19 protein-coding genes, 1 tRNA gene and 1 riboswitch are annotated in these 21,865 nt (G+C 72.2%); of the genes, 8 read left to right on the forward strand and 12 right to left on the reverse strand.

All coding sequences use genetic code 11. The features are described from left to right. The first annotated feature begins 1,171 nt into the window (after positions 1-1,171). A complete protein-coding gene (locus tag ACFYU0_RS08990; RefSeq protein WP_389299906.1) occupies positions 1,172-3,685 on the forward strand; it encodes a transglycosylase domain-containing protein in 2,514 nt (837 codons plus the stop codon). Positions 3,686-3,698: 13 nt separating this feature from the next. Here the strand turns inward: ACFYU0_RS08990 and ACFYU0_RS08995 are convergent, their stop codons facing one another. The 3 genes from ACFYU0_RS08995 to ACFYU0_RS09005 all read right to left on the reverse strand — a co-directional run bounded on the left by ACFYU0_RS08995 (position 3,699) and on the right by ACFYU0_RS09005 (position 4,933). After that, the gene (locus ACFYU0_RS08995; RefSeq protein WP_389298997.1) at positions 3,699-4,019 is read right to left on the reverse strand and encodes a DMT family transporter; all 321 of its coding nucleotides are present in this window, start codon (positions 4,017-4,019) and stop codon (positions 3,699-3,701) included. A 33-nt stretch (positions 4,020-4,052) separates the two neighbouring features. After that, positions 4,053-4,123, reverse strand: a riboswitch (guanidine-III (ykkC-III) riboswitch). Positions 4,124-4,188: 65 nt separating this feature from the next. Beyond that, complete coding sequence (locus ACFYU0_RS09000; protein WP_351665232.1) at positions 4,189-4,548, reverse strand: co-chaperone GroES; 360 nt, start codon at positions 4,546-4,548, stop codon at positions 4,189-4,191. A 55-nt stretch (positions 4,549-4,603) separates the two neighbouring features. Beyond that, the gene (locus ACFYU0_RS09005) at positions 4,604-4,933 is read right to left on the reverse strand and encodes a DUF3618 domain-containing protein (protein ID WP_199210710.1); all 330 of its coding nucleotides are present in this window, start codon (positions 4,931-4,933) and stop codon (positions 4,604-4,606) included. Positions 4,934-5,025: 92 nt separating this feature from the next. On the opposite strand from ACFYU0_RS09005, the gene bcp reads away from it, so the two are divergent. Both bcp and ACFYU0_RS09015 read left to right on the forward strand, forming a co-directional pair. Further along, a complete protein-coding gene (gene bcp / locus ACFYU0_RS09010; protein ID WP_351665228.1) occupies positions 5,026-5,493 on the forward strand; it encodes a thioredoxin-dependent thiol peroxidase in 468 nt (155 codons plus the stop codon). A gap of 88 nt (positions 5,494-5,581) precedes the next feature. After that, positions 5,582-5,665, forward strand: a tRNA-Leu gene (locus ACFYU0_RS09015). 43 nt (positions 5,666-5,708) lie between these two features. Here ACFYU0_RS09015 and rdgB read toward each other — a convergent pair. The 3 genes from rdgB to ACFYU0_RS09030 form a co-directional block, all read right to left on the reverse strand. Further along, complete coding sequence (rdgB, locus tag ACFYU0_RS09020; RefSeq protein ID WP_389299002.1) at positions 5,709-6,311, reverse strand: RdgB/HAM1 family non-canonical purine NTP pyrophosphatase; 603 nt, start codon at positions 6,309-6,311, stop codon at positions 5,709-5,711. Positions 6,312-6,418: 107 nt separating this feature from the next. Next, positions 6,419-7,957, reverse strand: a complete 1,539-nt coding sequence (locus tag ACFYU0_RS09025; RefSeq protein ID WP_389299006.1) for an MFS transporter — start codon at positions 7,955-7,957, stop codon at positions 6,419-6,421. Between the two features lie 118 nt (positions 7,958-8,075). Further along, positions 8,076-9,404 (reverse strand): DUF445 domain-containing protein, encoded by a 1,329-nt coding sequence (locus tag ACFYU0_RS09030; protein WP_389299009.1) that lies wholly within the window; start codon positions 9,402-9,404, stop codon positions 8,076-8,078. A gap of 207 nt (positions 9,405-9,611) precedes the next feature. Between ACFYU0_RS09030 and ACFYU0_RS09035 the strand changes: the two genes are divergently transcribed. After that, positions 9,612-10,946 (forward strand): SGNH/GDSL hydrolase family protein, encoded by a 1,335-nt coding sequence (locus tag ACFYU0_RS09035; RefSeq protein ID WP_389299012.1) that lies wholly within the window; start codon positions 9,612-9,614, stop codon positions 10,944-10,946. 82 nt (positions 10,947-11,028) lie between these two features. Here the strand turns inward: ACFYU0_RS09035 and ACFYU0_RS09040 are convergent, their stop codons facing one another. After that, positions 11,029-11,478 carry a hypothetical protein gene (locus ACFYU0_RS09040; RefSeq protein WP_389299015.1) on the reverse strand — a complete coding sequence of 150 codons (450 nt, stop codon included), beginning with the start codon at positions 11,476-11,478 and terminating at the stop codon, positions 11,029-11,031. Positions 11,479-11,629: 151 nt separating this feature from the next. Here ACFYU0_RS09040 and ACFYU0_RS09045 point away from each other — a divergent pair, with 151 nt between their 5' ends. Next, on the forward strand, positions 11,630-12,646 hold the full coding sequence (locus ACFYU0_RS09045; protein WP_389299017.1) for a GlxA family transcriptional regulator: 1,017 nt from the start codon (positions 11,630-11,632) through the stop codon (positions 12,644-12,646). Positions 12,647-12,870: 224 nt separating this feature from the next. Here ACFYU0_RS09045 and ACFYU0_RS09050 read toward each other — a convergent pair whose 3' ends face one another. Further along, positions 12,871-13,173 (reverse strand): hypothetical protein, encoded by a 303-nt coding sequence (locus ACFYU0_RS09050; protein ID WP_351665214.1) that lies wholly within the window; start codon positions 13,171-13,173, stop codon positions 12,871-12,873. 185 nt (positions 13,174-13,358) lie between these two features. Between ACFYU0_RS09050 and ACFYU0_RS09055 the strand changes: the two genes are divergently transcribed. After that, the gene (locus ACFYU0_RS09055) at positions 13,359-13,796 is read left to right on the forward strand and encodes an Hsp20/alpha crystallin family protein (RefSeq protein WP_351665212.1); all 438 of its coding nucleotides are present in this window, start codon (positions 13,359-13,361) and stop codon (positions 13,794-13,796) included. A gap of 227 nt (positions 13,797-14,023) precedes the next feature. Beyond that, the gene (locus ACFYU0_RS09060) at positions 14,024-14,536 is read left to right on the forward strand and encodes a DUF2267 domain-containing protein (protein WP_389299020.1); all 513 of its coding nucleotides are present in this window, start codon (positions 14,024-14,026) and stop codon (positions 14,534-14,536) included. 200 nt (positions 14,537-14,736) lie between these two features. Here ACFYU0_RS09060 and ACFYU0_RS09065 read toward each other — a convergent pair whose 3' ends face one another. Beyond that, a complete protein-coding gene (locus ACFYU0_RS09065) occupies positions 14,737-15,279 on the reverse strand; it encodes an MOSC domain-containing protein (RefSeq protein ID WP_351665208.1) in 543 nt (180 codons plus the stop codon). 362 nt (positions 15,280-15,641) lie between these two features. On the opposite strand from ACFYU0_RS09065, the gene ACFYU0_RS09070 reads away from it, so the two are divergent. Next, positions 15,642-17,039, forward strand: coding sequence for a protein kinase (locus ACFYU0_RS09070; RefSeq protein WP_389299024.1), 1,398 nt, complete (start codon positions 15,642-15,644; stop codon positions 17,037-17,039). A gap of 32 nt (positions 17,040-17,071) precedes the next feature. Here the strand turns inward: ACFYU0_RS09070 and ACFYU0_RS09075 are convergent, their stop codons facing one another. The 3 genes from ACFYU0_RS09075 to ACFYU0_RS09085 all read right to left on the reverse strand — a co-directional run bounded on the left by ACFYU0_RS09075 (position 17,072) and on the right by ACFYU0_RS09085 (position 21,804). Further along, the gene (locus ACFYU0_RS09075) at positions 17,072-20,218 is read right to left on the reverse strand and encodes a DUF3427 domain-containing protein (protein ID WP_389299027.1); all 3,147 of its coding nucleotides are present in this window, start codon (positions 20,216-20,218) and stop codon (positions 17,072-17,074) included. A gap of 66 nt (positions 20,219-20,284) precedes the next feature. Then, positions 20,285-20,836, reverse strand: coding sequence for a DUF3592 domain-containing protein (locus ACFYU0_RS09080; RefSeq protein ID WP_389299029.1), 552 nt, complete (start codon positions 20,834-20,836; stop codon positions 20,285-20,287). Then, on the reverse strand, positions 20,773-21,804 hold the full coding sequence (locus ACFYU0_RS09085) for an SEC-C domain-containing protein (RefSeq protein ID WP_389299032.1): 1,032 nt from the start codon (positions 21,802-21,804) through the stop codon (positions 20,773-20,775). Before ACFYU0_RS09085 ends, ACFYU0_RS09080 begins: the two co-directional genes overlap by 64 nt. Positions 21,805-21,865 lie beyond the last annotated feature (61 nt).

Below are 21,865 nucleotides of genomic sequence, written 5' to 3' on the forward strand. Positions count from 1 at the left end.
CCGGGGCGGCCGGGAGGAGAAGTCCGCGGCTCCGGCCGACGGCGCCTCCGGCGGCCAGTCGTCGCCGGGTACCGGTGTGGACCAGGCCGCCCGGGCCCGCCGTGCGGCCCTGGCCGCCCAGATGGGCCGGGCCGGCCGCGCGGGCGACGCAAGCACCGGGGTTCCTCCGCAGTCGGGGAAGTCGCAGGGGTCCGCGAAGTCCGGAGGGCTCGACGGGTCGTCCGGTGAGCGGTCGGCGGGGTCCCAGGGTTCCGCGGTTCCCCAGCAGTCGGGACAGCCGCAGGGCTCCGCGAAATCCGGGGGTTCCGAGGGCTCGGCCGGCGAGCGGTCGGCCGAGGTCAAGGGCTCCGGCGCGTCCCGGCAGCCGGAGCAGCCGAAGACGCCGGGGCAGCCGGGCCGGCCGGGGCAGTCGCCGCAGACGCCCACGGCGATGTCTTCCGACTCCGGGGCGCCGACGTCCGAGCGGCCGGCCGGGCCCCGGCGTCCCGGGGTGCCTCCGCAGGCGCCCGGGAAGGGCGAGGGCTCCAAGGAGTCGGGGGCCGGTCGCGCCGAGGGCGCTCAGCGCCCCGGTGTGCCGCAGCAGTCGCAGGGCTCGGGGAAGTCCGGGGACTTCGAGGGGCGGGCCGGCGAGCGGTCGGCCGGGGCCCAGGGCTCCGGTGTGCCGCAGCAGTCAAAGGGCTCGGAGAAGTCCGCGGGCTCCGATCAGCAGGCGGCCGGGCGTTCCGGCGCGCCTCGGCGGCCCGGGGTGCCCGGTCAGGCGGGCGAGCCGCAGGGCTCCGCGCGGTCCGGCGGCACCGGGAACCCGGCGGCCGAGCGGTCCGCGACCGGCCGGCGCCCCGGAGTGCCCGGCCAGGCAGCGCAGTCACCCGCGTCCGCCAAGGGCCCGCGGAAGCCCGGCGCCCAGGACGCCGACGCGGCCGAGAGCACCCAGGTGCTGCGGCGCGTCAACACGTCCCGTACCTCCACCGCCGCCCAGGGAGCCGAAGCGGCCCGCAAGGGCGACGGCGGAAAGGCGGCCGGCGGCCCGCAGGGAGCCGGGGACGCCCAGGCGGCCGAGACGACCCAGGTCCTCCGCAACGTCAAGGCCCCCACCACGTCCGGGCCGGCCCGGCCGGGCGACGCCACCACCGGCGCGAAGAGCGGCGGCACGAAGAACGGACCCCGGGCAGCCATGGCCGGCGGCGCCGCAGCAGCGGCTCAGGCCGCCGCCGGAAGTGGCGCGGCCAAGGGCGCCCAGGCCGCGACGGGCGGTGCCGGCGCCGCCAAGGCGGGGACCGCCGCGGCCGGCGCCGGGAACACGACCGCCGACACCGCCAACGCGGACAGCGGCGGCACCGGCGGCGGAGGCGGCAAGGGCAAGAAGCCCAAGCGCCCCAAGCGGACCGGCTGGCGCCGCCTCGTCCCCACCTGGCGCATGCTGCTCAGCACCTTCGTGATCGGCGTCATGCTGATCATCGGCCTGCTCTTCCTCGGCTACTCGCTCGTGCAGATCCCGTCCGCCAACGCCCTGGCCACCAAGCAGAGCAACGTCTACCTCTACTCCGACGGCTCCCAGCTCGCCCGCGACACCCGCGACAGCAAGGTCAACCGCGAGAACGTCAGCCTCGCCCAGGTCTCCAAGGCCGCCCAGCACGCCGTGCTCGCCGCCGAGGACCGGGACTTCTACTCCGAGTCCGCGGTCGACCCCAAGGCCATGCTCCGCGCCGGCTGGAACACGGCCCTGGGCAAGGGCAAGCAGTCCGGTTCGACGATCACCCAGCAGTACGTGAAGAACTACTACCTGGGCCAGGAGCAGACCGTCACCCGCAAGGCCAAGGAGTTCTTCATCTCGATCAAGCTGGACCGCGAGAAGTCCAAGGACGAGATCCTCGAGGGCTACCTCAACACCAGCTACTTCGGCCGCAGCGCCTACGGCATCCAGGCCGCCGCCCAGGCCTACTACGGCAAGGACGCGACAGACCTCGACCCGGCCCGCGCCGCCTACCTCGCCGCCCTCGTCAACGCCCCCAGCGAGTACGACGTCGTCGCGCACCCCGAGAACAAGCCCGCCGCCGTCGCCCGCTGGAACTACGTCCTGGACGGCATGGTCAAGGAAGGCTGGCTCGGCAAGGGCGAGCGCGCGGGCCTGAAGTTCCCCACGCCCAAGGACCAGACCGTGCCCAACGGCCTGTCCGGCCAGCGCGGCTACCTCGTCGACGCCGTGCGGCAGTACCTGATCAGCAACGACATCGTCACCGCCGACCAGCTCGCGGCCGGCGGCTACCGCATCACCACCACCATCCAGAAGAACCGGCAGAACGCCTTCGTCAAGGCCGTCGACGACCAGCTGATCTCCAAGCTCGACAAGAAGAACCGCAAGGCCGACAACTACGTCCGCGCCGGCGGCGCCTCCGTCGACCCCAAGACCGGCAAGATCGTCGCCATGTACGGCGGCATCGACTACGTGAAGCAGTTCACCAACGGCGCGACCCGGGGCGACTTCCAGGTCGGCTCCACCTTCAAGCCCTTCGTGTTCACCTCGGCCGTACAGAACAGCTCCACCACGCAGGACGGCCGGCCCATCACCCCGAACACCATCTACGACGGCACCACCAGGCGCCCCGTGCAGGGCTGGCCCGGCGGCGCCTACAACCCCGCCAACGAGGACGAGAAGTCCTACGGCGACATCCCCGTCCGCAAGGCCACCGACCTCTCCGTCAACGCCGTCTACGCGCAGATGGCCGTCGACGTCGGCCCCGACAGGGTCAAGCAGACCGCCGTCGACCTCGGCATCCCCGAGCACACCAAGGACCTCCAGCCCTACCCGTCCATCGCCCTCGGCACCGCCACCGCCAGCGTCCTCGACATGGCGGAGGCCTACGCCACGCTCGCCAACCACGGCCAGCGCGCCACGTACACCATGGTCGAGAAGGTCACCAAGGACGGCACCCAGCAGGTCGACCTGCCCCAGCGGCAGACCAGGCGGGCCGTCACCCGCGAGGCCGCCGACACCACCACCTCGATCCTGCAGAGCGTCGTCGACAACGGCACCGCCGTCGCCGCCCAGGCCGCCGGCCGGCCCGCGGCCGGCAAGACCGGCACCGCCGAGGAGGACACCGCCGCCTGGTTCGCGGGCTACACCCCCGAACTCGCCACCGTCGTCTCCGTCATGGGACAGGACCCGGTCACCGCGGCGCACAAGTCCCTGTACTACGCCCTCGGCCAGCCCCGGATGAACGGCGGCGGCCCGCCCACCGCCATCTGGGCCCAGTACACCCGCGACGCGCTGAAGGGGAAGCCGGTCAGCGACTTCGACCTCCAGCTCCAGCCGGGCGCCGACAAGACCCAGGCCCCCGTCGACCCCTCCGCCGACCCGAGCACCGGCGGCCCGGACGACGGCGTCACCACGGACGGGAGCACCACCGACGGCGGCACCACCGGCAGCACCCCCAGCACCGACGGCGGCACCGGCAGCACCCCCACCACCGACGGGGGCGCCACCGACGGCGGCGCCACGACCGACGGAGGTGGCACCACCACCGGCGGAACCGCCGACGGCGGCGGCACCACCACCGGCGGGGACACGAACGGCGGCCTGACCACGGGCGGCGGCACGGACACCGGCGGCGGCACACCGGGCGGCGGCACCGGAGGCGTCGACACGGGCGGAGGCACCGACAGCGGAGCCACCGCAGGCCAGCCGTAGGAAGAAGCGCCCGTCAGTGACCGCCGGTCGCCTTGAGCCCCACCACGGCGACCAGCAGCAGGCAGACGAAGAAGACACGGGCGGCGGTGACCGGCTCACCCAGCACCACCATGCCGAGCACCGCCGCCCCGGCCGCCCCGATGCCCACCCACACGCCGTACGCCGTACCGATCGGCAGCGACCTGGCGGCGTACGACAGCAGCACCATGCTCGCCACGATCCCGGCACCCGTGAACACACTCGGCACGAGCCGGGTGAACCCGTCGGTGTACTTCATCCCCACCGACCAGGCCACCTCGAGCAGACCGGCGACGATCAGCAGAACCCACGCCACGACGACACACCTCCGGCAGACGAACCCATTTCTGGTGCGTCGTCTTTGCCTGCATCCCGGTACGGCGCGTCTCGTCGGGCTCCCTCGAACATAGCAAAGCGACGGCGGAGGGGCCGGTGACCACGGTCACCGGCCCCTCCGCCGTCGCTCTCCGGGACTCCCGGCCGCCTCAGAGGTACAGGCCCGTGGAGTCCTCCGCGCCCTCGAACCGGTCGGCGGCCACCGCGTGCAGATCCCGCTCCCGCATCAGCACGTACGCCACGCCCCGCACCTCGACCTCGGCCCGGTCCTCCGGGTCGAACAGCACCCGGTCGCCCGTCTCCACGGTCCGCACGTTCTGACCCACCGCGACCACCTCGGCCCAGGCCAGCCGGCGCCCGACCGCCGCCGTGGCGGGGATCAGGATGCCGCCGCCCGAACGCCGCTCGCCCTCACCCGTCTCCTGCTTGACCAGCACCCGGTCATGCAGCATCCGAATGGGCAGCTTGTCGTGATGGGGGGTGCTCTGCACGTTTCTGTTGGCGCTCACGCTCCGAACCTACCTGCCTTCTGCACGCCCGTACGAGCCCGGGTCGCCGAGCCGCTCAGCGGCCGCGCCGCCGCACACCCAGCGCGAGCAGCCCCACCAGCCCGACCGCGACCAGCGCCACCGGCACCACCCGCTCCAGACGCGGGGCGCCCTCCTCGTCCACGAACTGTGCCCTGACGTCGCTCACCACCCGGTTGACCTGGACATACGCCCGTCCAACCGTGTGATCGAGATTGGCGACCACCTTGGCCTTGGCATCCCCGACGATCGTCTTCGGGTGCACCCGCACCCCGATCTCGTCGAGCGTCTCGGCCAGCACTTCGCGGCGGCGCCTGATGTCCGCCTCGATCTCTGCCGGGGTTCTGGTGTCCGACGTGTCCGCCACCGTACGGCCTCCGAAGTCTCCTGATGCTGTCCTGGACAGTCTGTCAGTTCCCAGTACGGCCGCACCGCAACGCCCCCCGTTACGCTGGACCGATGAGCGAGCGACTCCAGCCCGGCGACGTGGCCCCCGCCTTCACCCTCCCCGACGCCGACGGCAACCAGGTGTCCCTGTCGGACCACAAGGGCCGCAAGGTCATCGTCTACTTCTACCCCGCGGCGCTGACCCCCGGCTGCACCAAGCAGGCCTGCGACTTCACGGACAACCTCTCCCTCCTGGCCGACGCCGGCTACGACGTCATCGGCATCTCCCCGGACCAGCCGGAGAAGCTGGCCAAGTTCCGCGAGAAGGAGTCCCTGAAGATCACGCTGCTCGCCGACCCCGACAAGAAGACCACCGAGGCCTACGGCGCCTACGGCGAGAAGAAGAACTACGGCAAGACGTACATGGGCGTCATCCGCTCCACGATCATCGTCGACGAGCAGGGCAAGGTCGACCGAGCCCTCTACAACGTCCGCGCCACGGGCCACGTCGCCAAGATCATCAAGGATCTGGGGATCTGACCCCGCTCGTGCCGCCGCGGTCGTGCCGCCTCTCCTGCGGGGAGCGGACGGCGAACGGAGCGGCACAGTAAAGTAGGCCGCGCCTCAGGCGGCCGTGATGGAACTGGCAGTCATGCTGGGTTTAGGTCCCAGTGGGTTCACACCCGTGTGGGTTCGAATCCCACCGGCCGCACCGCCCCTCGCCTTCGGATCGAAGGTGAGGGGCGTTTCGCATGTCAGCCCAGCAGCTCCCGCACCACCGGCACCAGTGCCCGGAACGCCTTGCCCCGGTGGCTGATCGCGTTCTTCTCGTCGGCGCTCAGCTCGGCGCAGGTGCGGCTCTCGCCGTCCGGCTGGAGGATCGGGTCGTAGCCGAAGCCGTTCGTGCCGGCCGGGGCGTGCCGCAGGATGCCCCTCAGCTGTCCCTCGACCACCCGCTCCGTGCCGTCCGGCAGGGCCAGCGCCGCCGCGCAGGCGAAGTGCGCGCCCCGGTGTTCCTCCGCGATGTCGGAGATCTGGGCCAGCAGGAGGTCCAGGTTGGCCTTGTCGTCGCCGTGGGCGCCCGCCCAGCGGGCGGAGAAGATGCCGGGGGCGCCGTTCAGGACGTCGACGCAGAGGCCGGAGTCGTCGGCGACGGCGGGGATGCCGGTGGCCTGGGCGAGCGCGTGGGCCTTGAGCAGGGCGTTCTCGGCGAAGGTGACGCCGGTCTCCCGGACGTCGGGGATCTCGGGGTAGGCGTCGGCGCCGATCAGCTCGTGGGGGAGGCCTGCTTCGGCGAGGATGGCCCTCAGTTCGGTGATCTTTCCGGCGTTGCGGGTGGCGAGGATCAGGCGGGTCATGAGGGCCAGTATCCCTTGACGGCCGAAGCCCCCGGCGACCGGCCGCAAGGGCGCCGGACTCCGGGGGCTCCTCCGTCGCGGGCGCCGGCCCGCGAACGGAACGCTCGTCAGGGCCCTGTGGCCGCCGGCGGCGCCGAGGGCCCCTGCGGGCCGCGGGCGGGACGGGCCGCCGCCTTGGCCTTGCCCGCGGCCGCGGTCAGCGGGCGGGCGATGTCCTCCAGGGACCGGCGTTCGGCGTTCACGGCGAGGAACGCGGCGACGAGACCGGCCGCGCACATCAGCCCGGCGCCGATCTGGAAGGCCAGGACGGTGTCGCCGACCTTGCCGGTGCTGGTGAGGTCGGCGAAGAGCAGCGGGCCGCTGATGCCGCCGGCGGCGGTGCCGAGGGCGTAGAAGAAGGCGATGGACATGGCCCGGGTCTCCATCGGGAAGATCTCGGAGACGGTCAGGTAGGCGCTGGAGGCGCCGGCGGAGGCGAAGAAGAGCACCGCGCACCAGCAGGCGGTGAGGGTGCCGGCGCTGAGGGAGCCGCGGTCGAAGAGCCAGGCGGTGCCGAACAGCAGCAGGCCGGACAGCAGGTAGGTCGAGGAGATCATCACCCGGCGGCCGACGGTGTCGAAGAGGTGGCCGAGCAGCAGCGGGCCGAAGAAGTTGCCGATGGCGATGACGGCGAAGTAGTAGCCCGTGTGGTCGGCCGGCACGTCGAAGAACTTGGTGAGGATGGCGCCGAAGCCGAAGGTGATGGCGTTGTAGAGGAACGCCTGGCCGATGAAGAGGGAGAAGCCGAGGACGGCGCGCTTGCGGTACTGGCCGAAGACGGTGCGCGCGATCTCCATGAAGGTGACGTTCTTGCGCTGGTGGATCTCGAGTTCGCCCTCGGGCCGGGCGAGCGGTTCGCCCTTCTCGTCCTGCACCTGGCGTTCGATGCCGGTGACGATCTCCTCCGCCTCGCGGTCGCGGCCGTGGATGAGCAGCCACCGCGGGCTCTCGGGGACGTGCCGGCGGACCAGCAGGATGACGAGGGCGAGGACGGCGCCGAGCGCGAAGGTGAGGCGCCAGCCGATGTCGGCGGGGAGGAGGTCGGTGTTGAGGGCGAGGATGGAGAGCAGGGAGCCGCCGACGGCGCCGAGCCAGAAGCTGCCGTTGATGATGAGGTCGACGCGGCCCCGGTACTTCGCGGGGATGAGTTCGTCGATGGCGCTGTTGATGGCGGCGTACTCGCCGCCGATGCCGAAGCCGGTGAGGAACCGGAAGACGAAGAACCACCAGGCCTCGGTGGAGACCGCGGTGAGCGCGGTGGCCGCGAGGTACACCGCGAGGGTGATCATGAACAGCTTCTTGCGGCCGAAGCGGTCGGTCAGCCGGCCCCAGAACAGCGCCCCGACGCAGGCGCCGGCGACGTAGAGCGCGGCGGCGACGCCGGTGATCTGCCCGGAGCTGATGCTCAGGCCGCTGCCGGGTTCGGACAGGCGGCTGGCGATGTTGCCGACGACGGTGACCTCGAGGCCGTCGAGGATCCATACGGTGCCCAGGCCGATGACGATCGACCAGTGCCACCTGGACCAGGGCAGGCGGTCGAGCCGGGCGGGGATGTTCGTGGTGATGGTCCGGCCGCTCTGCGGTGCCGGTGCTGCGGCTGTGCTCATGGGCTCCCCTCAACGCCGAAGGACGGGGTACGGGTGCCCTGGCGTCGCCGGAGTAGGCCCGGGGCGCTCGGCGGCGGGCCCGGCGCGGGGACGACGGGGGGCGCCGGCCGGGCCCGGCTCAGGCGCCCACGGCGCGGGTGACGACGTAGATGAGCAGGCCGGCCAGCGAGCCGACGACGGTGCCGTTGATGCGGATGAACTGCAGGTCGCGGCCGATGTGCGCCTCGATCTTGCGGGTGGTGTGCTCGGCGTCCCAGCCGGCGACGGTGTCGGTGATCAGGGAGGTGATCTCCTTGCGGTAGGTGGTGACGACGTGCACGGCCGCGCCCTCGACCCAGTGGTCGACCTTCTGCTGCACCTTGGGCTCGCTCGCCATCCGGTTGCCGAGTGACAGCAGGGCGGCCCGTACCCGCGTCCGCAGTTCGCTGCGCTCGTCCTCGGCCGCCGCGACGACCATGGAGCGCACGGCGGTCCAGGCGGAGGCGATCAGGTCCTGCACCTCGGCGCGGCCGAGGATGTCGCCCTTGAGCCGTTCCACCCGGCCGCGGGTGTCGGTGTCGGACTGCAGGTCGGAGGCGAAGTCGGTGAGGAAGCGGTCGAGGGCGCCGCGGGCCGGGTGGGAGGGCATGTCGCGCATCTCGGTGACGAAGCGCAGCAGTTCCTTGTAGACGCGGTCGCCGACCTTCTTGTCGACGAAGCGCGGGGTCCAGCCGGGTGCTCCGCCCTCGACGGCGCTCATGACGTCGGCGCGGTGCAGTTCGAGCCAGTCGTGGGCGCGGGCGACGACGAGGTCGACGACGCGTTTGTGGCCGCCGTCGGCGACGATCCGCTCGAGCATCTTGCCGAGGCCGGGGGCGATCTCCTGGATGTCGGCGCGCCGGGTGACGGCCTCGGTGACGACGGCCTGGACGTCCCGGTCGCGCATGACGGTGAGGGCGCCGCGGAGCGCGGTGGCGAGTTCGGCGGTGACCCGGTCGGCGTGTTCGGGCAGGGCGAGCCAGGCGCCGAGCCGGCTGCCGATGCCGACGGCGCGCAGCCGCTGCCGTACGACGTCCTGGGAGAGGAAGTTCTCGCCGACGAACTCGCCGAGGGAGATGCCGAGCTGGTCCTTCTTGGTGGGGATGATCGCGGTGTGCGGGATGGGCAGCCCGAGGGGGTGCCGGAAGAGGGCGGTGACGGCGAACCAGTCGGCGAGCGCGCCGACCATGCCGGCCTCGGCGGCGGCGGCCACGTAGCCCGCCCAGGGGCCCGCGCCCTGGTGTGCGGCGAGCCGGGAGAGCACGTAGACGAGGGCGACGAACAGCAGCAGTCCGGTCGCGGTGAGTTTCATGCGCCGTACGCCCCGCCGCCGTTCCTCGTCGGCGGGGGTGAAGGCGTTCATGGTCCGGTGCGACGCGGTCTGCTGCGTCGTGGTCCGGTCCGCTGTTCGTGTCTCGGTCTGTTCCATCAGCTCCACCCGTGCTCGGCGCGTGCGGTGATCCCGCGCACAATTGTCCCTTCCTGACCGACTCCCGGAACGAAACAGGAGTTCCCGGCGTCTGTCTGTAGGGGGTTTCGGGCAGGGTCCTGTCAGGTCTCCCGAGCCCATGACGCATCATGGGTTCATCAAGATCGGAGCCTCGGGCTCCCATCTCCCGAGGAGAACAACGCAAGCATGACCAAGCGTCATGGTTATGCCGTGCTCAGCGCGCTGGTCGCGCTGATCGTGGCCGTGTGTGCAGCCGTCTACGTCGCGGTGGCCGCGGACGACGGCACCCCCAGTGGCACTTTCGCCGGCAGCCGCCCGCGTCATGGTTCCTCCGTCGCTCCCGCGTCGACCGGCACCTGGGTCGGCGCCTGGTCCACGGCGCCCGTGGGCGGCGAGCCGGGCACCGAGACCACCGGTCTCGCCGGCCGTTCGGTGCGCAACGTCGTGCACGCGAGCACCGCGGGTACGAGTGCCCGCATCACGCTGTCCAACCTCTACGGGCAGTCCCCGCTGACCGTCTCGCACGCCTCCCTGGCGGTGGCGGTGGGCCACGACACGGCCGAGGCCGACGCGGCGACGATGCGGCGGCTGACGTTCAACGGCGCCGCGAGCGTCGTGATCCCGGCCGGCGGCCAGGTGCTCAGCGACGCCGTGCGCGTCGTCGTCCCGCACGACTCCGACGTGCTGGTCACCACGTACTCGCCGACCCCGTCGGGCCCGGTCACCTACCACCCGCACGCGCAGCAGATGTCGTACGTGGCCCAGGGCGACCGCACGGAGGACGCGACGGGCGCCGCGTACACCGAACAGACGCCGTACTGGCGCTATCTGACGGCCCTTGACGTGCTGAGCAACGAGGCGACGGGCACGGCGGTCGTCTTCGGCGACTCGATCACCGACGGCATAACGTCCACGGTCGGCGCCAACCGCCGCTGGACCGACGTCCTCGCGGGCCGGCTGCACACGGCGGTGGCGGCCGGTGGCGCCCTGCCGCGCTACGGCGTCGTCAACGAGGGCATCAGCGGCAACCAGGTCCTCGCGGACGGGCTGGGCCGGCCGGCGGAGAACCAGAGCGGCCTCGGCCGCTTCGGCCGGGACGCGCTGTCCCGGACCAATGTGAAGGTCGTCGTCATCGACCTCGGCATCAACGACATCATCCGCAACCCGGATCTCGCCGACCCGCACAGGATCACCGAAGGCCTGCGCACCCTGGTCCGCCAGGCGCACGCCCGCGGGCTCCGGGTGGTGGGCGCGACCCTGATGCCGTTCCGCGGCCACCGCGGCTGGACGCCGGCCCGTGAGGCGGTGCGGCAGCAGGTCAACGCGGAGATCCGGTCCGGCCGGGTCTACGACTCGGTCGTCGACTTCGACCAGGCCCTGCGGGACCCGTACGACGCGCGGCGACTGCGGCCCGCGTACGACTCCGGCGATCATCTGCACCCCAGCGACCTGGGCTTCGCCAGGATGGGCGACGTCTTCGACCTGGGCGCGCTGAAGGGCGCGGGTCAGGCGGAGCTGTAAGGCGCCGGTCCGTCTCGGTGGGCCGTACCGGCGGACGGCCGTCGACGGCGACGGGGGCGGTGCCGGTACGGCGGGTGCGGCCTCACGCGCCCGTCGTGGAGCCGGGCCGCACGATCATCAGCACGGTCACGGCCGCCCACAGCAGGTTGAACACGCCGGTGAACATGGCCAGCCGAGCGGTGCTGCGGTGGCTGCCGGCCCCCTCCACCAGCGCGGCCTGGGCGGGCAGCACCAGCGCTCCCAGCACGACGGCGGCCAGCGCCGTGAGGCCGATGGACGCGATCAGCCAGGCGCTGCCGAGCACGTGCATGCCGCTTGCCGTGGCGAACCCGAAGACGGGGACGACGACGCCGACGACGGCGTACACCCGGCAGATCCGGTGCAGCAGCGCCTGCGTCTCCGCGGCCCGGTCGTCGTCCGGTGCGCTCAGGGCGCGGCGGGCGGCGGGCGGGAACATGCTCGCGGCGACCGTGACGGGCCCGATGGCGACGATGGCGGCGATGACGTGGACGGCGAGGAGGAACTTGGTCACGGCAGGAGGCTAGGCGGCGCAACGATCACGCGGCAGTGGCCGGATTGCCAGCACCCGACGGATTCTCGCCGCCGCCCTCCCTCAGGGTGCAGGGGAGCGGTTGCCGCCCCCGCCGCTTGGCGGTAACCCGTCGTACGGCTACTTTCCCGCCATGCACACCGTGGCCGTCCTGGCGCTGGACCAGGTGATCCCGTTCGACCTCTCCGTCCCGATCGACACCTTCGGCTGGGCCCGGCTGCCCGACGGCCGCCCCGCCTACCGCGTGCGGGTCTGCTCCCCGGGAGCCGGACCGGGGCCGGGGGAGGTGAGCGCGGCCGGGGGCGTCTTCGCGGTGCGGGCGCCGTACGGCCTTGAGGCGCTGGCGGACGCGGACACGATCGTCCTGCCGGGCGTCGCCGATCCGGCGCTGCCGCTTCCGCCGGGCGTCGCGGAGGCGGTGCGCGCGGCGGCGGCGAACGGCACGCGCGTGGCGTCGATCTGCGTGGGCGCGTTCGTCCTCGCGGCCACCGGACTGCTGGACGGGCTGCGCGCGACGACGCACTGGCGGGCGGCGCGGGAACTGGCGGAGCGGTACCCGGCGGTCACGGTCGACCCGAACGTCCTCTACGTCGACAACGGCCAGTTCCTGACCTCGGCGGGCGCGGCCGCGGCTCTGGACATGTGCCTGCACATGGTCCGCCGGGACCACGGCTCTGCGGTCGCCGCGCACGTGGCCCGGATGTCGGTGATGCCGCTGGAGCGGGAGGGCGGGCAGGCCCAGTTCATCGTGCACGACCTGCCGCCGGCGCCGGCCGGCGCGACCCTGGAGCCGCTGCTGGCCTGGCTGGAGGACAACTGCGACCGCGATCTCGCCCTGGACGAGATCGCCGCCCGGGCCCGCATGAGCAGCCGCACGCTGAACCGCCGCTTCCGCGAGCAGACCGGCACGACGCCGCTGCAGTGGCTGCACCGGGCGCGGGTGCGGCGGGCCCAGTACCTGCTGGAGACGACGCCGCATCCGGTGGAGCGGATCGCCGTGCAGGTGGGCTTCGGCTCCCCGACGGCCTTCCGCGAACGCTTCCGCCGGGTGGTGGGGACCAGCCCGCAGGCGTACCGGCGGTCGTTCCGGGCGGAGGGGGAGCGGGTGGCGCCGGGTGCGCGGGTGGCGGTGGACGGCCCGACGGCCTGACACCGTGGGGCGTCGACGCCGTCCAGCGCTCTGGGGCTCGGCCGCGCCGCTCAGCCGCGTCGGCCGGACGCGCGACTCGGCCGCGTCGCTCAGCCGCCTCGCTCAGCCGCGACGGCCGGACGCGCAACTCGGCCGCGCCGCTCAGCCGCGTCGGCCGGATGCGTGACTCCGCCGCGCCGCTCCGCTCAGCCGCTCCGCTCAGCCGCTCCGCTCAGCCGCTCCGCTCAGCCGCGTCGGTCGGCGACGGCCCAGGAGGCCAGGGCGACCGCGCCCGCGACGCCGAGGACGGACGGCCAGGCGCCGACCTTCTTGGCCAGCGGATGCGATCCGGCGAACGCGGCGACGTACCCGGCGGTCAGCGCCCCTGCGGCCCTACCGCCCGCCCGCCTGCGCCACTGCTGCGCGGCGGCGGTCCCCGCGGCGGCCAGCACGACCCCGCCGAGCTGCCGCTTCCCGGTCCAGCGTGCGACGCCGTACCCGCCGACGAGTCCGGTCGCGGCGACCACCGCGCTGGGAACCCTGGCCATGAGCTGCCTCCATCTAGTCGTCACGTCTTGGTGTGCTTCGGGTGGCTTCACCACCTGCTCCGAGGCTAGCGCGCGCCCATACGGCTCCAACAAGCTGAGTCGTGGCTTGTCAACTTTCCGGCTCCGAGCTATATAAGAAGGCGTAGGGCATCGCACCCAGCACCTGGTGAGAGGAGTGAGCCGTGATGCTCATGCGTACGGACCCGTTCCGCGAATTCGACCGACTCGCGCAGCAGGTCTTCGGTCCCGCGAACGCCGCCGCCGGCCGCCCGTCGGCCATGCCGATGGACGCCTACCGTTCCGGCGACGACTTCCTGGTCCACTTCGACCTCCCCGGCATCGACCCGGAGACGATCGAGCTGGACGTCGAACGCAACGTCCTCAACGTCCGCGCCGAGCGCCGCGGCCCCGCGCCGGAGGGCGCCGAGATGATCGTCGCCGAGCGCCCCACGGGCACCTTCACCCGTCAGCTCTTCCTCGGCGAGACCCTCGACACCGAGCGCATCGACGCCTCGTACGAGGCGGGCGTCCTGACCCTGCGCATCCCGGTGGCCGAACAGGCCAAGCCGCGCCGCATCCAGATCAGCGGCGGAGACAGCGGCCGCAGGCAGATCACCGGCTGACCGCCCCCGGTCGCATCACCCCGCGCTCCGTGGCCCCGACCGGGGGCCGCGGAGCGCCGCCGTCGACCCGCCCGTCGTGCCGGGCGCCGGCCCCCGAGCCGCACTGGTCGCACGGACCGCATGCCACCACATACCGCACTTTGGCTGAATTCCGCCTCATGCACGCCGCATTCCGGGGTACCGGGCTCCCCGGTGTCCCGAAGTGTCCCGTAGGAGGATCCACCCCGATGACCGTGACGACCCCGCAGCCGAGAACGACCATCCCCGCCCCCGCCCCCATCGCCCCCGCCGTGACCCCGGCGCTGCGCCCGATCGCCCCCGAGGCCGGAGCCGACACCGCGCGCTGGGAGGAACTCGTCGACGCGGTGCGCGAGGCCGGTCGGTACTCGACCGCGGCCGAGGCCGAACACGTCACCCGCACCGTCCTGACCGCCCTGGGCGGCCACGTGACCGGCGAGGAGCGCGTCGCCCTCGCCCAGGCCCTGCCCAGGCAGGCGGGCACCCTGGTCGCCTCCCAGATCCCCGCGAACGCCCCGCTGTCCGCGCGCGAGTTCGTCGAGTCCGTGGCGAGCCACCTCGACGAGGACGCCACCCCGGCCACGGCCCGCTGGGACGTCACCTCGGTCCTCGGCGTCCTCGCGGACACCGTCGGCGAGCCCCTGACGACCCGGGTCCTGACCCAACTCCCGGCGGGCTACGCCCTGCTGTTCGGCCGCGCCGACCTGGCGGCGACGGCGTAGTCCCCGCCGCCGCCCCGGTCCTCCACCCCGCTCTCCCGGGCGCCGCACGAACCGCCGTCGTCCCTCGGCGACCGCCGACGGCTGATGGCCGACGGCCGACGGCGGCGCCCGGAACCGAACCGACCGCGCGGACCGAGTGGAGCGCACGGAGCGGACGGCGTGGAGCGCACGGACCGGACGGACCACATGAACCCGTGTGGTCAGACCCGCTCGAGCTCCCGGTGCGGCCCGTCGGGCAGCTCCACGGAGATCGCGTCCCCGGCGCGCACGACGCCGCCCACCCTCACCACACCCATCACCCCGGCCCGGTAGCGGACGCGCCCGTCCGCATCGCGTCCCACCACCTGCTTCAGCAGCCCCCGCTGGAAGCCGTCGATCTGGAGGCACGGATTGCGCAGCCCGGTCACCTCCACGACGGCCTCGTCCCCGATCCGGAGCAGCGCCCCCGTCGGCAGCCCCAGCAGATCGATCCCCCGGGTGGTGATGTTCTCGCCCAGTTCCCCGGCGGCCACCCGGAACCCGCTCGCCGCGACCTCCTCGAACAGTTCCTCATGGATGAGGTGCACCTGCCGGAGGTTCGGCCGGGTCGGGTCCTGGGCTACACGTGACCGGTGCTTCACGGTCACCCCGGCATGCACGTCCCCCTCGACCCCGAGCCCGGCGAGCAGGGTGATCCGCTCCCGGTTGGGCTTGGTGAAGGAGTACTCGCCGTTGCTGCTGACGGCAGTGACAGTCGCGCTCATCGCAGACCCCCGTGTCGGCTCTTCGTCGCAGAATCCACCGAGAGCGTAGCGGCGGTCCCGGCCGCCCGACCGCCCGCCCGCTGGGCGTACTTCACGCCCCGTCCCCCCGACCGGACCCCGCGCCACGGTCCCGACGCCCCTCGAACCGGCGACTTGGTCCGGATACCTGACACGGGCTCGGGTACCCGGCTCGGAGTACGGCCCATGGCCGAGCCCGGCACGAGGTGACAGCAACGGAGACTTAGATGAAGGCCAGCCGAACGGCAGTCCCGACGGCCCCCGCGCCGGTCGCAGCGGATGCTAGCTCCACGCGCGTCCTCGCCGGACGCTACCGGCTGGGCGCGAGAATCGGATCGGGAGGCATGGCCGACGTCTACGAGGGCGTGGACACACGCCTCGGACGGCCCGTCGCCGTCAAGGTGTTCCGGCCTGGCCCGGGCCCGCAGACCGAGGACCGTCTCACGGCGGAGGCCGTGCTGCTCGCCGGCCTGCAGCACCCCGGACTGGTCACGGTCTACGACTCCGGCCGCGAGGACGACCACACGTACCTGGTCATGCAACTGGTCGAAGGCCCCACGCTGCACAGCCTCCTGGAGAGCGGCCCGCTGCCCGAGCGACGCGTGACGGCCCTCGGCGCCGCCCTCGCCCGGGCGCTCGCCCACGTCCACCGCGCCGACATAGTGCACCGCGACGTCAAACCGTCGAACGTCCTGCTCGACCCGGCCGGCGACCCCCACCTGGCCGACTTCGGCATAGCGCGCCTGACGGACGCCACCCGCCAGACGGCCCCCGACGTGCTGACGGGCACGGCCGCGTATCTGGCGCCGGAGCAGGTCGAGGGCGGCTACGTCGGACCGCCCGCCGACGTCTACGCGCTCGGCCTGGTCCTGCTGGAGTGCCTCAAAGGGGAACTGGAATACCCGGGCACCGCGCTGGAGGCCGCGGTCGCCCGCCTCCTGCGCGCACCGGAGCTCCCTCCCTGGATCTCCCCGGACCTGGCGACCCTGCTCCGCGCCATGACCGCCAAGGACCCCGAGGCCCGCCCCGACGCCGAACAGTGCGCGCGGACCCTGGCCGCCCTGAACGCGCCCGGTACCGCGGCCAACCCTGCCACGGGAATGGCGATGACGCGGCGACCGACGGCAACCCGCCCCGCCCGTACGGAGGGTCTGAAAACGCCGGCAGCGCTCCGCCCGACCACCGCGGACGCCGCCGTCGGACCGGGCCCCGCGCGGCCCGCGGACGGCCGCCGGCACGGCCGCCGCCTGGCGGTGGGCACCGCCCTGGCCGCCATCTCCGTGGCCCTGGGCACGGCCTTCGCCGTCTCCCCGGACACCAGCGGAACCAGCGACGACCGGGCCGAGGCGAGCTCCACCGCCACGACCCCCGATCACCCGGCGTCCCACAAGGCGACACCCGGCAACGGGCCCAGCACCGCCCCACCGGCCGCCCCCCGCACCCAGCCCGGCTCCGGACCGACGCGCACCCAGCCCACGTCCGGCACATCCGGCCCCCGCGCTCAGGCCGCCACCCCGGCCACCCCCCACGCCCAGCCCATCTCCAGGACCCTGCCCCCGTCCTCCCCGGCGGCCCCCACGCCCCACACCACCCACGGCAACAACGGCGCCCGCCCCCAGGACCCCTCCACCCACCACCCCGGCAACACGGCCCACCCGCCCCAGGCCACCCCGAGCCCCCCGGGCCAGAGCAACGAGCCGTCGCCGTCCGCTACGTCGGAGGGCGAAGAGGGCGAAGAGTGAGGCAGGGCCGTCAGGTCCTCCGCCTCACGCGCTCAGCTCGCGGTGATCGCTGAGTAGGTCCACACGTCCGCTGGGAGCTGGTGATCCAGACGCCAGGTGATCGCCATCGGCTTGCTGCCGGTGTGGCTCTCGTAGGTGGCCGGGCCGAGGAGCATCCACGGCTGAGACTTACCTATGTCGGTGTTCCTGTAGCGGCGCATGAACAGCAGGACGTGGCTCCCACGCTGTTTGTGCTGCCGGTACCGCATGCCGGTAGGGGAGTTCTCCGCTGTCGAGTTCTGGGACTCCCAGTGGAAGAGCGTCGGACTCAGGGCATAGTCCTTGTAGCGGACGGTGGGTGAGAAGTCCTTCTCGTTCTTCTCCAGCGTGATGAGCAGGGCATCCGTCTTCAGCTCATCGACCCACTGCACGCCCTGCGCGAAGGATCGCGGCATCTGCCCGCCGAAGCGGGCCACTCCGAGGGCGGCGAGGATCTCGGAACGGTTGTACGCGCTGTGGACTCTCAGTGGGACATGGCTGAGCCGGCCGGTCAGCGGGATCGGGAAGTGGTCCGCCTGTTCCATGACATGTGACAGCACCTGCCGCAGCTCGTCGCGGAGCGCCCGCTGAACGCGCAGTGACTCAAGGCCCTCCTGGAAGCTGGTGAACCCGCCCGCGTTGTCCCACAGGTTGAAGAACAGCATGCGGGCGTACGACTGGTCGCCCGGAGTCAGATCCTCGTAGACCGGAGCGCCTTCCTCGAGTAGCCGGAGATAGGCCGCGGCCCGCTCCGGGTCGTCGACATGGAGGAACGCGTGGACCCGCTTGAGTAGCGCCGCCTCGCCCGGAGCCGGGGCCTCCTCGGTCAGACCGGCTCGCCGCAGCACGGAAGTCCAGGAGTTGTCACTCTTGTAGAGCTCCTTGATGTCCCGGCGACTCTCGCGAAGGTAGTCGGCGAGACGAGGGGTGTTGTATGCCTTGACCTCGTTCACCAGCGTCTTCACGGTGGCGCCCAACTGCGTACGGATGTTGTCCAGGACGAGGTCCTTGGACTTGCCCTCCAGGATGATCTGACAGCCGGACGGCAGCTGCGGGAAGTCGTGCTCGATGTGATCGACGAGCCGGTTCCGCGAGAGGTTGGTCAGAGCCCGGAACTGCTCCTCGAAGCGAAACTCCGCGCGGTGCTGCCCGATGAAGTCGAGCACGGTGAGTACGGGCTTCGTCTCGGTGCGCCGCAGTCCTCGCCCCAGCTGCTGAAGGAAGACGGTGGCACTGTTGGTGGGGCGCAGGAGGAGCAGAGTGTCCACGTCGGGGATGTCCAGCCCCTCGTTGAACAGGTCGACCGAGAAGATGACCTGAAGTTTCCCGTCGCCCAGCTCGGAGAGGGCCCGGGCGCGCAGTTCGGTCGGAGAGTCGCTGTCGAGCGCTATGGCCTGGAAACCGGCCTGGCGGAAGAAGTCCGCCATGAAGTGGGCGTGGGCCTTGGTGACGCAGAAACCGAGTGCTCTCATCGCGCCTGGGTTGGACACCTTGTCCCGGATCTGCTTCACCACGATCCGGGCACGAGCGTGGTTGCCCGTGTAGAGGTTGCCGAGTTCCTGGTCGGCGTACGCGCCCTTCTGCCAGCCGAGGTTCGTCAGATCCGTACCGTCCGGAATGCCGAAGTAGTGGAAGGGGCAGAGGAGGTCGTTCTCCAGGGCCTCCCACAGCCGCAGTTCGGCGGCGATCCGGCCGTCGAAGAACTCGTCCTGGACGTTTCGCCCGTCCATCCGCTCTGGGGTCGCGGTGAGGCCCAGTAGCTCCCGCGGAGTGAAGTGGTCGATGACCCGCCGGTACGTGGTCGCGGTGGCGTGGTGGAACTCGTCGATGACGATGATGTCGAAGTGCTCGGGTGCCAGTCGCTCGAGTCTCGAGACGTTGAGTGACTGGACGCTGGCGAACACGTGCTCCCAGGACCGGGGTTCCGTACCGGCGTGCAGCAGCTCGCCGAACGAGGCATCGTCGAGGACCTCCCGGTATGTGCGCAGCGACTGCCGGAGAATCTCCTTGCGATGGGCCACGAACAACAGCTTCGGCCGGTTGCTTTTCGACGGTCCGCACAGGCTTCGGTAATCCAGCGCCGCCATCACGGTCTTGCCGGTGCCCGTCGCGGCGACCAGCAGGTTTCGGCGGCGTCCTCGGACCTCCCGTTCGACGCGGAGCCGTTCCAGCATGTCCCGCTGATGCGGGAAGGGCCGCACCTCGAGACCGGAGAGGTTGATCTTCAGATCGGTGGCGGACGTGCCGCCGCCTGCCTGGGCCAGTGCTCCGTCGAGGCGCTCACCGTGCAGTTCGGGGTCGTACGTCTCGAACGCCGTGTCGTTCCAGTACGCGTCGAAGGTGGCCTCGAACTTGTCCAGCACCGCGGGAGTCGCGATCGAGGACAGCCGGACGTTCCACTCCAGGCCGTCGAGCAGTGCGGCTCTGGAGAGGTTCGAGCTGCCGACGTACGCCGTGTCGAAGCCCGTCTTGCGCCGGAAGAGCCACGCCTTGGCGTGCAGGCGGGTGGAGCGGATCTCGTAGTTGACCTTGACGGTGGCACCGAAGTCGCGCACCAGGCGGTCGAGCGCGTGGCGGTCGGTGGCGCCCATGTAGGTGGTCGTGATGACCCGGATCGGTACGCCCCGCTCCTTGGCGGCGCGCAGAGCCTCCTCGAGGACCCGGATGCCGTACCACTTCACGAAGGCGCAGAGCAGGTCGATGCGGTCGGCCGTGGCGAGTTCTGCCCGCAGTTCCGAGCCCAGGCTGAGGTCTTCCGGCGAGTTCGTGAGCAGCGACGTCTCGGAGAGCGGGGTGAGGGGCCGGATCGCGTAGGCCCCGGGTGCCTCCTGCTTCGCCAGGGCGAGCAACTGCCGCGGGCCTTCTGCGACCGTGCTGACCGGCGAGGCTTCGCCGAGCTCGGGAGAAGCGGTACTCAGCGACGTGAGGATCTGGTTGGCGAACCGAACCTGCTGGGCGGGCGGCAGCTGATGGAGCCTGCGGGCGACCACCTCACCGATGTGACGGGCCAGCACATGGGGCGCCGACTCCGCGCTGACCTCCGCGTCGACGGCCTTCCACCCCTCGGCCTCGAGCTGTCCCAGCGCCTTGCTCACGTCCTCGGTGATCAGCTGCTCGTACACGCCGGCGACCGGCTGCACCTGTTCCCCCGGCTCCGCCACCTTGCCCCCCTCGACCACTTTCAATGTGCATCTGTTTTAACAGGAGGCACTGACAGGCGTCCGCAGCTACAGGAGGGAGAAAACCGCCAACCCGACCCCGAAGGCCGTGAAAAGCGCGCACCACACCAAGTTCGCGGTGGGTGAGTACGACTTCGCCGTGCGGACCACCACCGCGCGTCTTGGGTCCGCCGGGTCGTAGCGAAGGGTCACCGGGGTGCCGCGGTACAGGGCGTTGGGGGCGTCGGGGTTCAGGGGGACCTGGCGGTAGGTCTGGGTGGCGGGGGCTGAGGGGTGGCCCGGAGGTGGGGCCTCGTAGCGGATCTGGGGTGGGTGGTAGGACGTGCCGACGCGGCGCGGGGAGTTGGCCACCTCGCCCCGGGTCTGGACGCCCCGCACGCCGAGTCGGCCCAGGGACCGGCGGGCGCGCAGGGCGGCGTGGGTGCCGTGGGCGCCGACGGACGTGCAGAGGGCGGCGCAGAGGAGGGAGAGGGCGAGCCAGGGTTGGGGCACGGCCGGGTCCGCCCCCTCCGCCTCGTTCCGCTGGGACCAGCTCTCTAGACGGCTACCGCGGCGTCCGGGGTTCCGTGGCACTCGCCGTACGCCCGCCCCGAACCGCACCAGCAGTGCGCCGTCCGCTGCGGGGGCCAGGCGACGGCTCGGCCGCGGGCCGCGAGGGTGGTGGCGTACTGGGGGAGCAGGGTCGGGTCGGACGGGCTCGAGCTCTCCGAGGCGGCGAAGGCCTCGTAGGACGGGACCGTGCCGGTGACGATGCCCAGGTTGGGGGTGCCCGAGGAGGCCAGTTCGCGGAGGGAGGCCTCTATGGTCGCCAGGTGGGCGTCGTGGGAGGGGTACTCGGTGGCCAGGTCGGCGTAGGCCGCGAGCAGTTCCGCCAGTTCGGCCGCCGGCCAGTGCAGGACCGCCACCGGGAACGGGCGGGAGAGGGCCTCCCGGTAGGCGCCCAGTTCGGCGTTGAGGCGGGAGATCTCCGCGGCCAGCTCCGCCGGGTTGTCCGAGCCCAGGGACCAGACCCGCTTCGGGTCGTGGAGTTCGTCCAGGGAGACCGGGGAGGTATGGAGGCTGTCCGCGAGGGTGTCCCAGTGGTCGTGGGGCAGGCCCAGCATGCGGCGGACGCGGTGGCGGCCGTAGAGGAGGGGGTGCGTGCCGTACGAGGGCTCCGTGCCGTCCGGCAGGAGGAGGGTGGCCGCCTGCGTGAAGGTCTGCTCCGCCGCCTCCAGCTCGTCGTGCGACTCCAGGGACTCGGCGACGATCACCCAGGGGGCCGGGTCGCGGGGCGCGGACGCGCGGATGCCGTCGATGATCGCCCTGGCCTCCGCCTCGTGGTCGTACTCCCACAGGTTCGAGGCCTTCAGGGCGCGGACGAGGTGGGGGTCATCCAGGCCGTCGGCGGAGGACAGCAGGCGGTCGTAGAGCGTCGTCGCGGCGGGGCGGTCGCCGGACAGTTCCAGATGGGCCGCGGCGCGCAGGAGCAGGGCTTCGGCGTCCTCGGGGTACAGGCCGGCGGTCCGCTCCAGGCGTGCCGCTTCGGCGGTGTGGTCGACGTTCTCGGCAGGCGTGTCGGGGCGCATGGGTGACACCGTACTGCCGACCGGTGACACAGGTGGAGTACGTGGTTTCCCGGGGTGCGGC

This window comes from Streptomyces sp. NPDC003720 (genome assembly GCF_042875075.1).
Taxonomy (GTDB): Bacteria; Actinomycetota; Actinomycetes; order Streptomycetales; family Streptomycetaceae; genus Streptomyces.